Origin of the sequence: Noviluteimonas gilva (genome assembly GCF_009740395.1) — a bacterium.
Classification (GTDB): domain Bacteria; phylum Pseudomonadota; class Gammaproteobacteria; order Xanthomonadales; family Xanthomonadaceae; genus Noviluteimonas; species Noviluteimonas gilva.
In genome coordinates, this window is record NZ_WOXT01000001.1 from 450251 (window position 1) to 464718 (window position 14468).

The window sequence follows — 14468 nt, forward strand, 5'->3', positions numbered from 1 at the left end:
TCAGCGCGAATCCCTCCGCACCAGCGCATCGCGCGCCGGCGTCAGCGCAGTCGCCATGCCCAGCAGCACGCCGCAGGTATTCGCGACGGCATCCCACGGATCCATCGCGCGCGTCGTCGTCAGCAGGTCCTGCGCGACTTCGATTCCCACGCCCAACGCCACGAGGAACAACGCCGCGGCGATCAACGCACGCCGCGTCGCGAACACCTGCACCGCCATCCCCGCGAGGATCGCGTAGCCCAGCAAGTGTTCGATCTTGTCGCTGCCCTCAGGCAGGTCCGGCAGCAACAGCGCCGGCAGCAGCGAACCCACCACGACGACGGCGATCATTGCCCACCAAATGCCGAGCCAACGTTGCGGGCGTGCGAAGGCTTTCGTCGCCCCCGCGCCCGGCCAACGCATCACAGGCGCCAGCTCAGATCGCCGACGAGGAAGGCGGTGCCGAATTCGACGTCGCGCTGGAACCCCATCACCTGGAAGCGTTCGCCCATTTCGCCGGGCAAGGTGAGGTGCTTGGCTTCCTGGCGAAGGCGATAGCGTTGGGCTTCGTCGTGCATGCGGGCTTCGGCGGCGGCGAGGTTGCTCTCAAGACCGTTACCGATCAGGAAGCTCGCCTGCGTGCAATAGCCGGAAAGATCGAAGCCCGCTCCGGTGCCCGCTTCGGCGAGCGCGGTGAAATCCACGGAGGCGGTGATGTCCTGCAGGCCCGGCAGGTCGTACACGTTCTCCGCCATGCGATGGCGGCGGAACGCGCGCAACGTGCCGTTCGTGCGTTGCGATGAATAGAACTCGCGTCGCGGATAACCGTAGTCGACGAACAGCATCGCGCCCTTGCGCAAGCCGCCGTTGACGGCCTGCACCCAGTACGGCAATTGCGGCAGCAGTTCGGAACGATAGCCGTCGGGGAAAGGTTCGTCGCGCTGGCGTTCGACATGGCGCACGGCCGCGGCGAGCAAGGCATCGGCCGGGCGATCGGTGCGCACGAAGCGGCCCTCATCGTCGAGCGCCACGTACTCTTCGAACACTTCGCCCTCGCGCAGCGTGAAGCGCGGCGTCGGCAGCGCATCGATCACTTCGTTCGCGAACAACACGCCGTCCCACGCACCCTGCGGCGGTGCGTCGAGCCATTCCACCAGGTCGAAGAGGAGCGGGTTCAAGCGTTCGCGCAAGCGATCCTGCTGGCGTTCGCGCAGGTCGGCGCTCGGTTCGAGGATCGCGTAACGCGCGGGCAATGCATCGGCGGCGAGCAGCTTCTTGAGCGCCACTTCCGCGAACGCGCCGCTGCCGCCCCCGAGTTCGACGACATCCGCCTGCGGCCCGAGTTGCTGCAGCACCGGCGCGAGGCTGTCGGCGACGCACGCGGCGAACAAGGGCCCGAGCTCCGGCGCGGTGACGAAGTCGCCGCTGGCGCCGAACTTGGTCGCGCCCGCGCTGTAGTAGCCCAGCCCCGGTGCGTAGAGGCTCAGCTCCATGAAGCGCGAGAACGGGATCGCACCGCCCGAGGCCTGGATGTGTTCCTGCAGGGCGCGGCGCAGGCGTTCGCTGTGGGCGAGCGCGTCGGCGTCGGGCGCGGGGATGGCTTGGTGTTCCGGCGATGCGGACATGGACGGGCAAATACATCGACAATGCCGGCAGGATAGCCGGAAGGACCGCAAGCGCCCATGACGACCGCCCGTCCCGTTGCCCTGGTCACCGGCAGTGCCCGCCGTCTGGGTGCGGCGATCGTGCGCCGCCTGCATGCGGATGGCTACGACGTGGCGATCCACTGCCACGCCTCGCGGGGCGATGCGGATGCGCTGGCCGGCGAACTCGAAGCCGCGCGCGCCGGTTCGACCCTCGTGTTGCAGGCCGATCTTGCGCAGTTCGATCGCCTGCCCGAACTCATCGCACACACGATCGGCCGCTTCGGTCGCCTCGACGCGCTGGTCAACAACGCGTCGTCGTTCTTCGCAACACCTTTCGGAAAGGCGACGCCCGACCAATGGGATGCGTTGTTCGGCGCGAATGCGCGCGCGCCCTTCTTCCTCGCGCAAGCCGCGGCGCCGCATCTGCGCGCGACGCACGGCGCGATCGTCAACATGGCCGACATCTACGCCGAGCGTCCGCTGCGCACGCACGCGATCTACGGCATGAGCAAGGCCGCGCTGGTGCACATGACGCGCGCGCTTGCGCTCGAACTCGCGCCCGACGTGCGCGTCAACGCCATCGCGCCCGGCGCGATCCTGTGGCCCGACGGCGGCAAGGACGATGCGGCGAAGCAGGCCATGCTCGATCGCACGCCGCTGCATCGCACGGGCACGCCGGACGAAATCGCGAACACCGTGCGGTGGTTGTTGCGCGAGGCCACGTACATGACGGGCCAGGTGGTGCGCCTCGACGGCGGGCGCTTGCTCGAAACCTAAAGCGCGACGGTTTCCAACACGCCGGCGAAGTCCGGATGCGCGCGCCACAACTCGGCCAGCGTCACCTTGCGAACGGGATCGACGAACGACGGCGCGATGTCGGCCAACGGGCGCAATACGAATGCATGCCGCAACTCCGGCCGCGGCAGTTGCAGGTCCGGCAGGTCGAGCACGAGGTCGTCGAAGTAGACCAGGTCGATGTCCAGCGTGCGATCGCTGAACTTCACGTGCCCACGGATGCGGCCGTTGTCGCTTTCCAGCGCACGCAGCCATTCGACCAACGCGAACGGATCCAGATCAGTGTCGATGATCGCCGCGGCGTTGAGGAAATCGGGGCCGTCGAAGCCCACCGCAGGCACGCGATACACCGGCGAGAGGACGATCTCACCGAAGCGCGCGCGCAATGCCGCGATCGCCGCGCGCAGGTGGCGCTCGGGTTCGACGTTGCTGCCGAGGCTGAGATACGCCTGCGTCACGCGCGGCTGCGCTCGATGAGCACGCCCACCGCGCGCGCGCCACGCACCGCGCCGGGCTTGCTCAATTTCAGGCGCACGTGCGAGACGGCGAATTCTTCGAGGATCAACGCGGCGCAACGCTCCGCAAGCGTTTCGACCAAACCGAAGTCCGACGCCGATACGTACGCGATCAGGCGCTTGCTCACCGCCTTGTAATCGAGCGTGTCTTCGATGGCGTCGCTCGCCGCAGGCTTGCGGTTGTCGAACGCCATCTCGATGTCGAACACGAGTGGCTGCCGGATGCGGCGCTCCCAATCGTAGATGCCGATGAGCGTCTCGATCTGGAGGCCTTCGATGAAGACTTTGTCGGTCATGCGGTCGCGGGCTGGACGGCGGGCAACGATGCCATATCCCAGCGCGGCTGCACGTGCACTTCGCGGCCCGCGCTCTGGCCGGCTTCCAGGCGCAGCGCGCCGGCGAAGGCGATCATCGCGCCATTGTCCGTGCACAACGCCGGGCGCGGGAAGCACACGCGGCCGCCGCGTTTGTCGGCGATGGCGTGCAGCTTTTCGCGCAGGCGTTTGTTCGCACCCACGCCACCGGCGACGACGAGCGTGTCGCAACCCGCGGCATCCAGCGCGCGCTGGCACTTGATCGCGAGCGTATCGACAACGGCGTCTTCGAAGCCCCGCGCGATGTTCGCGCGCGTGGCATCGGTGCGATCGCTGTCGCGCCAGGCGAGCAGCACCTGCGTCTTCAATCCGCTGAAGGAGAAGTCGAGCCCCGGGCGATCGGTCATCGGCCGCGAGAATTTGTACGCGCCCGGCGTGCCGGTCTCGGCGAGCTTCGCCAGTTGCGGGCCGCCCGGATACGGCAGGCCCATGAGCTTGGCGGTCTTGTCGAAGGCCTCGCCCGCGGCGTCGTCCAGGGTTTCGCCGAGCAGCCGGTAGCGCCCGATGGCATCCACGCCGACCAGCTGCGTGTGGCCACCGGAGACCAACAGCGCGACGAAGGGCGGCTTGAGGTCCGGATCCTCCAGCAAGGGTGCGAGCAGATGGCCTTCCATGTGATGCACCCCGATGGCGGGGACATCGAGGCCCCAGGCCAGCGAGCGGGCCACGCCGGCGCCCACGAGCAGCGCGCCGACCAGCCCCGGACCCGCCGTATAGGCCACGCCGTCGAGGTCGGCGGTGGTGAGGCCGGCTTCCGCGAGGGTCTGGCGAATAAGGGGCAACAGCTTGCGGACGTGGTCGCGGCTGGCCAGCTCGGGCACCACGCCGCCGTATTCGGCGTGCAGGGCGATCTGGCTGTAGACGGCGTGCGCGCGCAGGCCCTCGGGGCCCGGGCGCGCGGTGTCGTAGACGGCCACGCCGGTTTCGTCGCAGGAGGTTTCGATGCCGAGGACGCGCATGGGGGGCAGATGGGGCCTGCGGATGTGAAAACTAGGCCCGCGGCGCGGTTGCGCCCGCGGAGATGCTGATTACCCTCCCGCGGCGCGGTTGCGCCGACGGAAAGGTCGCGGCTATCATACGCGGCTCCCCGGGTCTGCCCGGTGGTCGTCCACTTGTGCAGCAACCCAACAGAAGACCGAGAAAACCGTATGCCGAGCGTCAAAGTCCGCGAAAACGAGCCTTTCGAGTTTGCCCTGCGCCGCTTCAAGCGCACCTGCGAGAAGGCCGGCGTGCTCGCTGAGACCCGCAAGCGCGAGTTCTACGAGAAGCCGACGCAGGAACGCAAGCGCAAGGCCGCTGCCGCGGTGAAGCGCCAGGCCCGTCGCACCTCGCGCGACGTCACCAAGCGCCAGCGCCTGTACTGAGCCCGCGCCGGCGGCGAGCCTCTCGCCCCAGCGTTTCAGTCAGCACCTCGCGAAGCCGGCCGCGCCCCAAGCGCCGCCGGCTTTTCGCATTTCTGCGATGCCCCCATGTTGATCCGGCACCGACCCACAAGGAACGTCCCATGAGCCTGAAGAACCAGCTGACCGACGACATGAAGACCGCGATGAAGGCCGGCGAGAAAGAGCGCCTCGGCGTCATCCGCCTGATCAATGCCGCGATCAAGCAGAAGGAAGTCGACGAGCGCATCAGCCTGGACGATGCCCAGGTCGTGGCCGTGCTCGACAAGATGGTGAAACAGCGCCGCGACTCGGTGTCGCAGTACGACGCCGCCGGCCGCGAAGACCTGGCGGGCATCGAGCGCAACGAGATCGCGATCATCGAGCACTACCTCCCCGCCCGCATGTCGGAAGCGGAGATCGAGGACGTCATCGACGGCGCGATCCGCGACAGCGGCGCCGCTGGCCCGGGCGACATCGGCAAGCTGATGGGCGTGCTCAAGCCGCGCCTGGCCGGCAAGGCCGACATGGGCGAGGTCTCGTCCATCGTCAAGCGCCGCCTCGCCGGCGGTTGATCCCGTCCCGCGCGCGCGTTCGCCGCGTGGCATCCTGATACCGATGGCCCGCATCCCCGACGCTTTCATCGACGACCTGCTCGCGCGCACCGACATCGTCGAGGTGATCGCCGCGCGCGTGCCGCTCAAGCGCCAGGGCAAGGAATTCGCGTCGCGCTGCCCGTTCCATGACGAACGTTCGGCCAGCTTCACCGTCTCGCCGACCAAGCAGTTCTACCACTGCTTCGGCTGCGGCGCGCACGGCACCGCGATCTCGTTCCTGATCAACTACGACCGCCTCGAATTCCTCGACGCGGTCGACGAACTCGCCAAGCGCGTCGGGATGGAAATCCCGCGCGACACGCAGCAGAAGAACGAGAACCACGACACGGTCGACCTGTTCGCCGCGCTCGACGCTTCGGCGAAGTTCTTCCGCAAGCATCTGGCCGGCAGCGACAAGGCGAAGGCCTACGTCGAGAAACGCGGCATCGCGCCGGAGATCGCCGAGCGTTACGCCATCGGCTACGCGCCCGACGGTTTCAACGCGTTGCGCGACGCACTCGGCACCGATCAACGCCGCATGCAGTTGCTCGAACGCGGCGGGATGTTCTCGAAGAACGACAAGGGCCACATCTACGACAAGTTCCGCGATCGGCTGATGTTCCCGATCGCCGACCGTCGCGGGCGCACGATCGCTTTCGGTGGGCGCGTGCTCGACCCCGAGGATTCGCCGAAGTACCTCAACTCGCCCGAGACGCCGCTCTTCCACAAGGGCCGCGAGTTGTACGGGCTGTGGCAGGCGCGGCAGGTCAACAGCAAGCTCGATCGGCTGATCGTCGTCGAGGGCTACATGGATGTCGTCGCGCTCGCGCAGTACGGCGTGTCGCAGGCGGTGGCCACGCTCGGCACGGCGACCACGCCGGACCATGCCGAGCTGTTGTTCCGCAATGCCGCCGACGTGTTCTTCTGCTTCGACGGCGATCGCGCGGGCCGCAACGCCGCATGGAAGGCGCTGGAATCGGTGCTGCCGCGCATGAAGGACGGCCGCCAGGCCTTCTTCCTGTTCCTGCCCGACGGCGAGGATCCCGACTCCATCGTCCGCAAGGAAGGCAGCGAGGGCTTCGACGCGCGCCTGCGCCAGGCAACACCGTTGTCGGAGTTCTTCTACGCGCAGATGAGCCTGGACGTGAACCTGTCGAGCCTCGACGGCAAGGCGCGCCTGGCCGAACGCTGCAAGCCGTATCTCGCGCAGATTCCCGACGGCGCGTTCGGTGATTTGATGAAGCAGCGCCTGACCGAACTCACCGGGCTCGGTGCGCGTGCGAGCGGGCCGGAAACGCACGTGCCCACGCAGCGCGCGCGCAACGCACCCAGCGTCCCCGCGCCGAAACGGAGCCTGGTGCGCAGCGCGATCGCGTTGTTGCTGCAGCAGCCGTCGCTGGCCCTCGCGCTGGAGCCGCCGTATCGCTTCGCGGCGTTGCGACAGCCCGGCGTGGAGTTGTTGTCCGAACTCGTCGCGCTCGTGCGCGAGCGTCCCGACATCCGCACCGGCGGCGTGCTCGAACACTTCGGCGATCGCGAGGAAGCCGCGGCGCTGCACAAGCTCGCCACGCAGACGCTTCCGGGCGAAGGCGAATGGGAGCGCGAGTTCCTCGACGTGATGGTGCAGCTCGAGGACCAGACGGTGCAGCAGCGCATCGAAGAGCTCAACGCCAGCGAAGCGCCGCTCAACGCGGATGAAAAGAACGAATTGCGCTCGCTGTTGCTCGACCGGCGGGCTGCGAAGCGCTGATCGCGATCAATGCCCCCGCGAAGGCAGGGGAAGGCTGAAAGCGGATGTCGTCCGCGCACGGTCGCGCTTTGGAAATCCTTCAACCCTGCCCCTGCCTGCGCAGGAGAAGCCAGCTCAGGCCGGTGCGCTCGCCAGCGCCCACATCACCGCGGCGCACAGTGCGAAGAAGAGCAGCAAGCGCGCACTGCGCTCGCTGCGGTCGGCGTTCTTGTCGTCTCGCATGATGGAATCCCCTAATTCCGGAGGACCGATATGACGCGCGCCGCCGCCCGATGTTTGGGCAGCGCGTCACATCCCGCGCGCCTGTGGCGCGGACGGTGCGGGGATTGCGGAGTGCGTCGCGATGTAACGGGACGGACGGCGCAGTTTCACGCGAGGTGAAATCAGGCGACCGGCATGAAGTCCAGGGCCGAGCCCGGCTGCAGCCATGGCATCAGCCAATGGTCGATCAGCAGGAAGGCGAACAGCGCCATCAGGTACACGACCGAGTACTGGAACGTGCGCATGGCGAAGAACTCGTCCGGCGGATCGAGCAGGCGCCAGGCGTACCAGAGGAACACGCTGCCCAGCACGACCGCGCCGCCGATGTAGAACGTCCCGCTCATGTGCAACGCCCACGGCAGCAGCGTCGCCAGCACCAGCAGCACCGTGTAGAACAGGATCTGCCAGCGCGTGTAGATCACGCCGTGCGTGACCGGGAGCATCGGGACCATCGCCTTGGCGTAGTCCTCGCGGCGGAAGATCGCCAGCGCCCAGAAGTGCGGCGGCGTCCAGAGATAGATGATCAGCACGAGCGTGAGCGCGTACGCCCAGTCGGCTTCGCCCGTCATGCCGGTGATCGCCGACCAGCCGAGCAGCGGCGGCGCCGCGCCGGCGATCCCGCCGATGACGATGTTCTGCGGCGTCGCGCGCTTCAGCCAACCGGTGTAGACGATCGCGTAGCCGATCAACGATGCGAACGTCAGCGCCGCGCACAACGGATTGACGCGGAAAACCAGGATCGCCATCGACGCCAGGCCGAGCGCGAGCGCGAACACGACGGCCTGCGACGTGCGCAGTCCGCCGGTCGGCAACGGCCGATCGTGCGTGCGCGCCATCAGCGCGTCGATGCGTTGGTCGAGGATGTGGTTGATCGCCGCCGCCGAGGCCGCCGCGAGCCAGATGCCGAGCAGCCCGAACACCGCCTTGTCCAACGGCAGGTCCGACAGTTTCGGTACCGCCAGGAACATGCCGACGAGCGCGGTGAACACGATCAGCGCGACGACGCGCGGCTTGGTCAGCGTCCAGTACTGGGAGAGGCGCGAGCGCACGTGCGTCAGGCCTCCGGCGTGCGCACGCGCGCAACGAGCGTGACGAGCACGAACAACAACAGCGCCGCACCCGCGTTGTGCGCGACGGCGACATGCAGCGGCAGGCCGAGCTTCACGTTGGCGATACCGAGCGCGACCTGCGTGAGCAGCAGCGCGCCGAGCGTGACACCCCACGCAAGCATTCCCGGGATCCGCACCAGGCGCACCGCGAGGATCGCCAGATACACGAACACGATGCCCGCCATGATCCGGTGCGCCATCTGGATCGCGATGCGCGACTGCCCGTCGAGCACGCCGCCTTCGTAATCCACGCCGATGCCGCGCCACAGGACGAAGGCTTCGCGGAAATCGGTGGGCGGCCACCACTGGCCGACGCACTTCGGGAAATCGTTCGCGCAGGCGAGTGCGGCGTAATTGGCGCTGGTCCAACCGCCGAGTGCGATCTGCACCGCGAGCAGCGCGACGCCGATCAACAGCAGCAGGCGAATGCGCTTGCCTTCGGCGAGGCGGATGGGCATGTCGGTCGCGCGCCACGCCATCCACGTCAGCATCGCAAGCGTCAGCAGGCCGCCGAGCAGATGTCCCATCACCACGATCGGCTTGAGGAGCCAGGTGACCGTCCACATGCCGAGCAAGGCCTGGAAGATGATCACCATCAGCGTGAGTGCGGCCGTGCGCGCGAGGTCGACGTTCGACCAGCGCAGTGCGGCGATGAGCAGGATCGTTTCGCCTGCGATCGCGAAGACCGACGCTGCGACGTGTTGCCCGTGCATGTACAGCGGAATGCCGATGCCGACGAGCACCGACGCGCACAACACCTGCGCGATGCCCAAACGACGGCGACGCGCGGCGAGCAGCGCGAGCGCCAGCACGATCAGGCCCAGCGACATTGCGAGCATGCGATGCAACTGCTCACGCCACGCCTTGTGCGGCTCGACGGCGCGGATCGCGGTTGCGGCGTGGTCGACCGCTTCGTTCACATGTTGCGGCCACGCAGCGCGCCCGTAACAAGTCGGCCAATCGGGGCAGCTCAGGCCCGCGTTCGACAAACGCACGAAGCTGCCGAACACGATCACGCCGAGCGCGAGCACGACGGCCAGCCACGCCAGGCGATGGAAGTTGCGATGGATGCCGTGGCGGACAATGGACGAGGCGTTGGACGCCATCTCAGTTCACCTTGAGCAGGCGGGACAGGTCGGTCCGCACGTCGCCGGGATCGGAGCCGGGAGCGTAGCGCAGAACGACGAAGCCGTTGGGATCGAGCACGTACACCGGCATGCCCTTGGCATCGTGCGAACGCGGCAGGCCATCGCGCAGCGCATCGCTGGAACGCAGCACGCGCAGCGTCGCCGGGCGCGGGCCCTGGGCGGGCAACGCGCCGACCCACAACACGTGCACGCGGTCGGCATCCTTGCCCGAGAGTTGCCAGACCTTGTCGAGATCGGTCAGCAGGCGTTCGCACGCGGCGGCATTGGTCGTGTCGCAACGGTCGGTCATCGCGAGGATGCGCCACGTGCGTTCTGCGTCCTTCCAGCGATACGGGGAACCGTCGGCGAGCGTCGGCGTGAGCGTGCGCAGGTCGGCCGGCGGGTCCAGCAGTTCGCCCTTGTTCTTCAGCCCTTCCGGGCGCCAGCCGGAAAACCGCAGCAAACCTGCGAGCGCGAGGCCGCCGAAGAACAGCACGAAGATGCCGACGAGCATCCAGCGATTGCGGTTGCGGGTGGCCTGGTCGACGGGAGCGTTCATGCGTTGGGTTTCGACTTGCGAATGGAGAGGACGAGCGCGGTGATGAAGACGGCGAGCGACAACGCCCACCATTGGACCGCGTAGCCGAGATGGCGTTCGGGCGGCAGCGTGTTCGGGAGGACGTCGAGATCCCGGACGTAGCCGACGGGCAGCTTGGGATCCAGGCGGATCACGCGCGCGGGCACGGCGATGCGGAGGGTCGAGCGGATGGCATCGACGTCCGCGCGCGCCATGAGCCAGCGCATGCCGTCGAGCTGCTGCATCGGCGCGCCCACGCGCAGGCCGCCCGACGGCAGCGGCGTCATCAGGCCGCGCACATGCAGCGGACCCTGGGGACAGGCCGCGCCCGGCATCGTGCGATCGGGCTTCACGGCGATCCAGCCCAGGTCCACGAGGCGATCGGCGACGCCCACCCGCGCGATGCAATACACGTGGACGCCGGGTTTGCCGTCGCGCATCTGGTTGTCGAGCAGCAGCGTGCGCGCGTCGATCGTCGCCTGGCCTTCGACCCACGCCAAGTCGGCCGTGCCGGCCGCGTCGATGTCCACCGCCGGGCCGCGCAACACGCGCTCGACGTTGGCGAGCAACGCCTGCTTCTCCTGCATCCGCGCGTACTGCCAGAACCCCAGGCGCGCGAAGCCCGCCATGGCGACCAGCGCCAGCGCCCAACCGAACCAGAACGTCCCGCGACGGCTCACGCGCGCATCCCTTCGCGGCGCGATAATGCGCACCAGGCGCGTACTTGCGTCACGCCAAGGACCTTCGCCATGAGCGACTCGCTGAAGACCCTGTTGATCATCGCCGTCCTGATACTCATCGTCTGGAACCTCGGCGCCGGCCTGTATTACATGCTCGTCGACAAGGGCACGACCAAGCGCACCGTCAACGCATTGACCAAGCGCATCGCGCTGTCGGTCGGTCTGATCCTGTTCGTCATCCTCGCCATCTACATGGGCTGGATCACGCCGCACGGCATCGGCCGCGCGCCCTGACGGCCAACCACTCCCGAGACGGCACGGGCCGGCGCATGGCCGGCCCGCGACGGGAACAGCTTAGTTGTCCTTGATTCCCGCGTGCGCGCCTTAAAGCACGTACACGAACAGGAACAGTCCCAACCACACCACGTCGACGAAGTGCCAGTACCAGGCAACGGCTTCGAATGCGAAGTGGTTCTCGCGGTTGAAATGGCCCGCGGCGCAGCGGAACCAGATGATCGCGAGCATGATCGTGCCCAGCGTCACGTGCGCGCCGTGGAAGCCGGTGAGCATGAAGAACGTCGAACCGTAGATGCCCGAGCCGAGCGTCAGGTTGAGTTCCTTGTAGGCGTGCATGTATTCCTCGGCCTGGAAGTACAGGAACGAGGCGCCCAGCAACACGGTGAGCCCGAGGAACAGCAACAGCTGCTTGCGGTGACCCGACTTCAGCGCGTGGTGCGCGATGGTGACCGTGACGCCCGAGGTCAGCAGGATCAGCGTGTTGAGCAGCGGCAGGCCCCACGCCGGGATGGTCTGGTACGTACCACCGATCGCGCCCGGGCCGTTGCTCGGCCAGCCGCCGGTGAAGTCCGACCACAGCACCGCGTGCGTGGCGACCTTGTGGCCTTCGCCCTGCAACCACGGCAACGCGAACTGGCGCGCGTAGAACAGCGCACCGAAGAACGCGGCGAAGAACATCACCTCGGAGAAGATGAACCACACCATCCCCATGCGGAAGGAGGTGTCGACCTGCTTGTTGTAGTAGCCGCGCAGCGATTCGCGGATGACGTCGCCGAACCACTTGAACAGGATCGCGGCGAGGAAAGCGAGCCCGAGGAAGAACACCGGCTTGCCCCAGCTCACTTCGTTCAACCACTGCGCGAAGCCGAGCATCGTGAGGAACAGCGCGACCGACGCGATCACCGGCCAGCGGCTGCCGTGCGGCACGTAGTAGACGTTGGTGTCGTGGGACTCGTGGGCTTGGGCCATGACGGGTTTTCCGGGTTTCGTAAGAGGCTCAGGGAGCCGCGTGCGGCAGGCTCGATGCAGCCTTCGGCGCGTTGACCTGCGCAGTCTGGGCATCGTTCTTGAAGAAGGTATACGACAGCGTGATCGTGTTCACGTCGGCCGGCAACGCCGGATCGACGATGAAACGCACCGGCATCGCGCGGCCTTCGCCGGCGTCGAGTTCCTGTGCGGTGAAGCAGAAGCATTCGGTCTTGCTGAAATAGCCCGAAGCGCGCGCCGGCGCCACGGAGGGCACGGCGTTGCCGACGATCGCGCGGTTGCTGGTGTTGCGCGCGAAGTAGCTGGCTTCGTACTGCTGGCCGGGATGGACCTGCATCGTGGCCTGCTGCGGTTCGAAGTCCCACGGCAGCTTGGAGTTCACGCCGCCGTCGAACACGACGGTCACCGTGCGCTGCGTGTTGGCCTTCGCATCCAGCGGTGCGGCGATGGCCTCTTTTTCGAGGCGCACGCCGAACACTTTCTCGCAGGCGATGCGGTACAGCGGCACGAGCGAGAAGGTGAACGCGAACGCGCCGAGCGCGACGCCCACCATCTTGCCGACGCCGAATTTTTTCTTGTTGTTCTCGGGTGCGTTCATTTGCCGAACACGCCCGACAGCAGGAACGCCAGGTACACGGCGAACGCCACCAGACCGATCGCCCACGCAGTACGCAGCACGCGCTTGCGGCGCGCTGCGACTTCTTGGGCGGTCAGGGGCGTGGGGGCGTTCGTCATGGTGTTCACGTCAGGCGCGCGCAGCCGTCAGTCGAAATCCATGTGCGCGAAATCGCCGTGCGCGAGGTCGCCGTCCTTGATGACCGGCGGCGTCGTGAACGTGTGGTGCGGGGCCGGCGACGGCACCGTCCACTCCAGGCCACGCGCGGTTTCCCACACGCGGTCGGTGGCCTTCTCGCCGTTCTTCAGCGAGTGCAGCAACACGCCCAGCATGATGAAGGGCGTCGCGAACATGCCGAACGCGCCGATCGACGAAATCAGGTTCCAGTCCGCGAACACGACGTTGTAATCCGGGATGCGGCGCGGCATGCCGGCCAGGCCCAGGAAGTGCTGCGGGAAGAACAGCAGGTTCACGAACACCACCGACCACCAGAAGTGGAACTTGGCGGCGGCCTGCGAGTACATGCGGCCCGTCCACTTCGGCCACCAGTAGTACACGGCGGCGATGATGGAGAACAGCGCGCCGGTCACGAGCACGTAGTGGAAGTGCGCGACGACGAAGTAGGTGTCGTGGTACTGGAAGTCCGCCGGCACGATCGCGAGCATCAGGCCCGAGAAACCGCCGATGGTGAACAGGATGACGAAGGCGATCGCCCACAGCATCGGGGCTTCGAACGAGATCGAGCCCTTCCACATCGTGGTGACCCAGTTGAACACCTTCACGCCCGTCGGCACGGCGATGAGCATCGTCGCGAACATGAAGTAGAGCTCGCCGCCCAGCGGCATGCCCACCGTGAACATGTGGTGCGCCCACACGATGAACGACAGGAACGCGATCGACGCGGTGGCGTACACCATCGCCTGGTAGCCGAACAGCGGCTTGCGCGAGAACGTGGGGATGATCTCCGAGGCGATACCGAACGCCGGGAGGATCATGATGTAGACCTCGGGGTGCCCGAAGAACCAGAAGATGTGCTGGAACATCACCGGGTCGCCGCCGCCGGCCGCGGTGAAGAAGCTGGTGTCGAAGAAGCGGTCGGTGAGCAGCATCGTCACCGCGCCGGCGAGCACCGGCATCACGGCGATCAGCAGGAAGGCGGTGATCAGCCACGTCCAGCAGAAGATCGGCATCTTCAGCAGGTCAACGCCCGGGGCGCGCATGTTGAGGATGGTGGCGATGATGTTGATCGCGCCCATGATCGAGCTGATGCCCATCATGTGGATGGCGAAGATCGCGAACGCGATGTTGCTGCCGCCCTGCAACGAAAGCGGCGGATACAGCGTCCAGCCGCCGGCGGGCGCGCCGCCCGGCAGGAAGAGCGTGACCAGCAGCATGGTGAAGGCGAACGGCAGGATCCAGAACGACCAGTTGTTCATGCGCGGCAGCGCCATGTCCGGCGCGCCGATCTGCAGCGGCACCATCCAGTTCGCCAGGCCCACGAAGGCGGGCATCACGCCACCGAAGATCATCACCAGCGCGTGCATGGTGGTCATCTGGTTGAAGAACTCGGGGTTCACGTACTGCAGGCCCGGGTGCATCAGCTCGGCACGGATCACCACCGACATCGCTGCGCCGATGATGAACATGACGAACGAGAACAGCAGGTACAGCGTCCCGATGTCCTTGTGGTTCGTGGAGAAGAACCAACGGTCGATGAAGCTTTGCTTGTGACCGTGATCGTCGTGGTGGACGGCGGCGTCGTACTGGGCCATGGCCTACC

18 protein-coding genes are annotated in these 14468 nt (G+C 67.0%); 5 read left to right on the forward strand and 13 right to left on the reverse strand.

The annotated features are described in order from the left end of the window. Together GN331_RS02075 and GN331_RS02080 are read right to left on the reverse strand one after the other, a co-directional pair. Entirely contained in the window at positions 1-330 is a 330-nt protein-coding gene (locus GN331_RS02075; RefSeq protein ID WP_425489256.1) for a VanZ family protein, read from the reverse strand. Positions 331-401: 71 nt separating this feature from the next. Next, positions 402-1604, reverse strand: a complete 1203-nt coding sequence (locus tag GN331_RS02080) for a class I SAM-dependent methyltransferase (protein WP_156639895.1) — start codon at positions 1602-1604, stop codon at positions 402-404. A gap of 57 nt (positions 1605-1661) precedes the next feature. Here GN331_RS02080 and GN331_RS02085 point away from each other — a divergent pair, with 57 nt between their 5' ends. After that, complete coding sequence (locus GN331_RS02085) at positions 1662-2402, forward strand: pteridine reductase (protein ID WP_156639897.1); 741 nt, start codon at positions 1662-1664, stop codon at positions 2400-2402. Here the strand turns inward: GN331_RS02085 and folK are convergent. Genes folK through tsaD form a run of 3 tightly spaced genes read right to left on the reverse strand, consistent with a single transcriptional unit; the run spans position 2399 to position 4268 of the window. Beyond that, positions 2399-2878 carry a 2-amino-4-hydroxy-6-hydroxymethyldihydropteridine diphosphokinase gene (gene folK, locus GN331_RS02090; protein ID WP_197427042.1) on the reverse strand — a complete coding sequence of 160 codons (480 nt, stop codon included), beginning with the start codon at positions 2876-2878 and terminating at the stop codon, positions 2399-2401. The two genes, GN331_RS02085 and folK, sit on opposite strands and share 4 nt — an antisense overlap. After that, complete coding sequence (gene folB, locus GN331_RS02095) at positions 2875-3231, reverse strand: dihydroneopterin aldolase (protein WP_156639901.1); 357 nt, start codon at positions 3229-3231, stop codon at positions 2875-2877. Before folB ends, folK begins: the two co-directional genes overlap by 4 nt. Further along, the gene (gene tsaD, locus GN331_RS02100; protein WP_156639903.1) at positions 3228-4268 is read right to left on the reverse strand and encodes a tRNA (adenosine(37)-N6)-threonylcarbamoyltransferase complex transferase subunit TsaD; all 1041 of its coding nucleotides are present in this window, start codon (positions 4266-4268) and stop codon (positions 3228-3230) included. The genes folB and tsaD overlap by 4 nt, the downstream gene beginning before the upstream one ends. Positions 4269-4457: 189 nt before the next feature. On the opposite strand from tsaD, the gene rpsU reads away from it, so the two are divergent. The 3 genes from rpsU (at position 4458) to dnaG (ending at position 7034) form a co-directional block, all read left to right on the forward strand. Then, positions 4458-4673 carry a 30S ribosomal protein S21 gene (gene rpsU / locus GN331_RS02105; protein WP_036170822.1) on the forward strand — a complete coding sequence of 72 codons (216 nt, stop codon included), beginning with the start codon at positions 4458-4460 and terminating at the stop codon, positions 4671-4673. Positions 4674-4813: 140 nt separating this feature from the next. Then, complete coding sequence (locus GN331_RS02110) at positions 4814-5263, forward strand: GatB/YqeY domain-containing protein (RefSeq protein ID WP_156639905.1); 450 nt, start codon at positions 4814-4816, stop codon at positions 5261-5263. A 43-nt stretch (positions 5264-5306) separates the two neighbouring features. Continuing rightward, positions 5307-7034: a DNA primase gene (dnaG, locus tag GN331_RS02115; protein ID WP_156639907.1), complete on the forward strand. Its 1728-nt coding sequence runs from the start codon at positions 5307-5309 to the stop codon at positions 7032-7034. Between the two features lie 383 nt (positions 7035-7417). Here dnaG and cyoE read toward each other — a convergent pair whose 3' ends face one another. The 4 genes from cyoE to GN331_RS02135 are packed head-to-tail and all read right to left on the reverse strand — an operon-like array spanning position 7418 to position 10788. Then, positions 7418-8344, reverse strand: coding sequence for a heme o synthase (gene cyoE / locus GN331_RS02120; RefSeq protein WP_331713328.1), 927 nt, complete (start codon positions 8342-8344; stop codon positions 7418-7420). A 5-nt stretch (positions 8345-8349) separates the two neighbouring features. Continuing rightward, positions 8350-9510 carry a COX15/CtaA family protein gene (locus GN331_RS02125; protein WP_156639909.1) on the reverse strand — a complete coding sequence of 387 codons (1161 nt, stop codon included), beginning with the start codon at positions 9508-9510 and terminating at the stop codon, positions 8350-8352. A gap of 1 nt (position 9511) precedes the next feature. Next, positions 9512-10090 carry a hypothetical protein gene (locus tag GN331_RS02130; protein WP_197426969.1) on the reverse strand — a complete coding sequence of 193 codons (579 nt, stop codon included), beginning with the start codon at positions 10088-10090 and terminating at the stop codon, positions 9512-9514. Continuing rightward, positions 10087-10788, reverse strand: a complete 702-nt coding sequence (locus tag GN331_RS02135) for an SURF1 family protein (RefSeq protein WP_331713329.1) — start codon at positions 10786-10788, stop codon at positions 10087-10089. The genes GN331_RS02130 and GN331_RS02135 overlap by 4 nt, the downstream gene beginning before the upstream one ends. Before the next feature lie 69 nt (positions 10789-10857). On the opposite strand from GN331_RS02135, the gene GN331_RS02140 reads away from it, so the two are divergent. Further along, the gene (locus GN331_RS02140; RefSeq protein ID WP_156639911.1) at positions 10858-11082 is read left to right on the forward strand and encodes a twin transmembrane helix small protein; all 225 of its coding nucleotides are present in this window, start codon (positions 10858-10860) and stop codon (positions 11080-11082) included. A gap of 90 nt (positions 11083-11172) precedes the next feature. On the opposite strand, the gene GN331_RS02145 is transcribed toward GN331_RS02140, so the two are convergent. Genes GN331_RS02145 through ctaD form a run of 4 tightly spaced genes read right to left on the reverse strand, consistent with a single transcriptional unit; the run spans position 11173 to position 14460 of the window. Then, complete coding sequence (locus GN331_RS02145) at positions 11173-12054, reverse strand: cytochrome c oxidase subunit 3 (protein ID WP_156639912.1); 882 nt, start codon at positions 12052-12054, stop codon at positions 11173-11175. 28 nt (positions 12055-12082) lie between these two features. After that, the gene (locus GN331_RS02150; protein ID WP_156639914.1) at positions 12083-12670 is read right to left on the reverse strand and encodes a cytochrome c oxidase assembly protein; all 588 of its coding nucleotides are present in this window, start codon (positions 12668-12670) and stop codon (positions 12083-12085) included. Continuing rightward, positions 12667-12807, reverse strand: a complete 141-nt coding sequence (locus GN331_RS16475; protein ID WP_197426970.1) for a hypothetical protein — start codon at positions 12805-12807, stop codon at positions 12667-12669. Before GN331_RS16475 ends, GN331_RS02150 begins: the two co-directional genes overlap by 4 nt. A gap of 27 nt (positions 12808-12834) precedes the next feature. Next, positions 12835-14460: a cytochrome c oxidase subunit I gene (gene ctaD, locus GN331_RS02155; protein WP_156639916.1), complete on the reverse strand. Its 1626-nt coding sequence runs from the start codon at positions 14458-14460 to the stop codon at positions 12835-12837. Positions 14461-14468: the final 8 nt, after the last annotated feature.

Bases quoted from the DNA above. Each gene is read 5' to 3' on its own strand.
- GN331_RS16475 (WP_197426970.1), bottom strand. From the start codon at position 12,807: ATGACGAACGCCCCCACGCCCCTGACCGCCCAAGAAGTCGCAGCGCGC.
- GN331_RS02110 (WP_156639905.1), top strand. From the start codon at position 4,814: ATGAGCCTGAAGAACCAGCTGACCGACGACATGAAGACCGCGATGAAG.
- tsaD (WP_156639903.1), bottom strand. From the start codon at position 4,268: ATGCGCGTCCTCGGCATCGAAACCTCCTGCGACGAAACCGGCGTGGCC.
- GN331_RS02145 (WP_156639912.1), bottom strand. From the start codon at position 12,054: ATGGCCCAAGCCCACGAGTCCCACGACACCAACGTCTACTACGTGCCG.
- ctaD (WP_156639916.1), bottom strand. From the start codon at position 14,460: ATGGCCCAGTACGACGCCGCCGTCCACCACGACGATCACGGTCACAAG.
- GN331_RS02140 (WP_156639911.1), top strand. From the start codon at position 10,858: ATGAGCGACTCGCTGAAGACCCTGTTGATCATCGCCGTCCTGATACTC.
- GN331_RS02085 (WP_156639897.1), top strand. From the start codon at position 1,662: ATGACGACCGCCCGTCCCGTTGCCCTGGTCACCGGCAGTGCCCGCCGT.
- dnaG (WP_156639907.1), top strand. From the start codon at position 5,307: ATGGCCCGCATCCCCGACGCTTTCATCGACGACCTGCTCGCGCGCACC.
- rpsU (WP_036170822.1), top strand. From the start codon at position 4,458: ATGCCGAGCGTCAAAGTCCGCGAAAACGAGCCTTTCGAGTTTGCCCTG.
- GN331_RS02080 (WP_156639895.1), bottom strand. From the start codon at position 1,604: ATGTCCGCATCGCCGGAACACCAAGCCATCCCCGCGCCCGACGCCGAC.
- GN331_RS02150 (WP_156639914.1), bottom strand. From the start codon at position 12,670: ATGAACGCACCCGAGAACAACAAGAAAAAATTCGGCGTCGGCAAGATG.
- GN331_RS02125 (WP_156639909.1), bottom strand. From the start codon at position 9,510: ATGGCGTCCAACGCCTCGTCCATTGTCCGCCACGGCATCCATCGCAAC.
- folB (WP_156639901.1), bottom strand. From the start codon at position 3,231: ATGACCGACAAAGTCTTCATCGAAGGCCTCCAGATCGAGACGCTCATC.
- GN331_RS02130 (WP_197426969.1), bottom strand. From the start codon at position 10,090: ATGAACGCTCCCGTCGACCAGGCCACCCGCAACCGCAATCGCTGGATG.
- GN331_RS02075 (WP_425489256.1), bottom strand. From the start codon at position 330: ATGATCGCCGTCGTCGTGGTGGGTTCGCTGCTGCCGGCGCTGTTGCTG.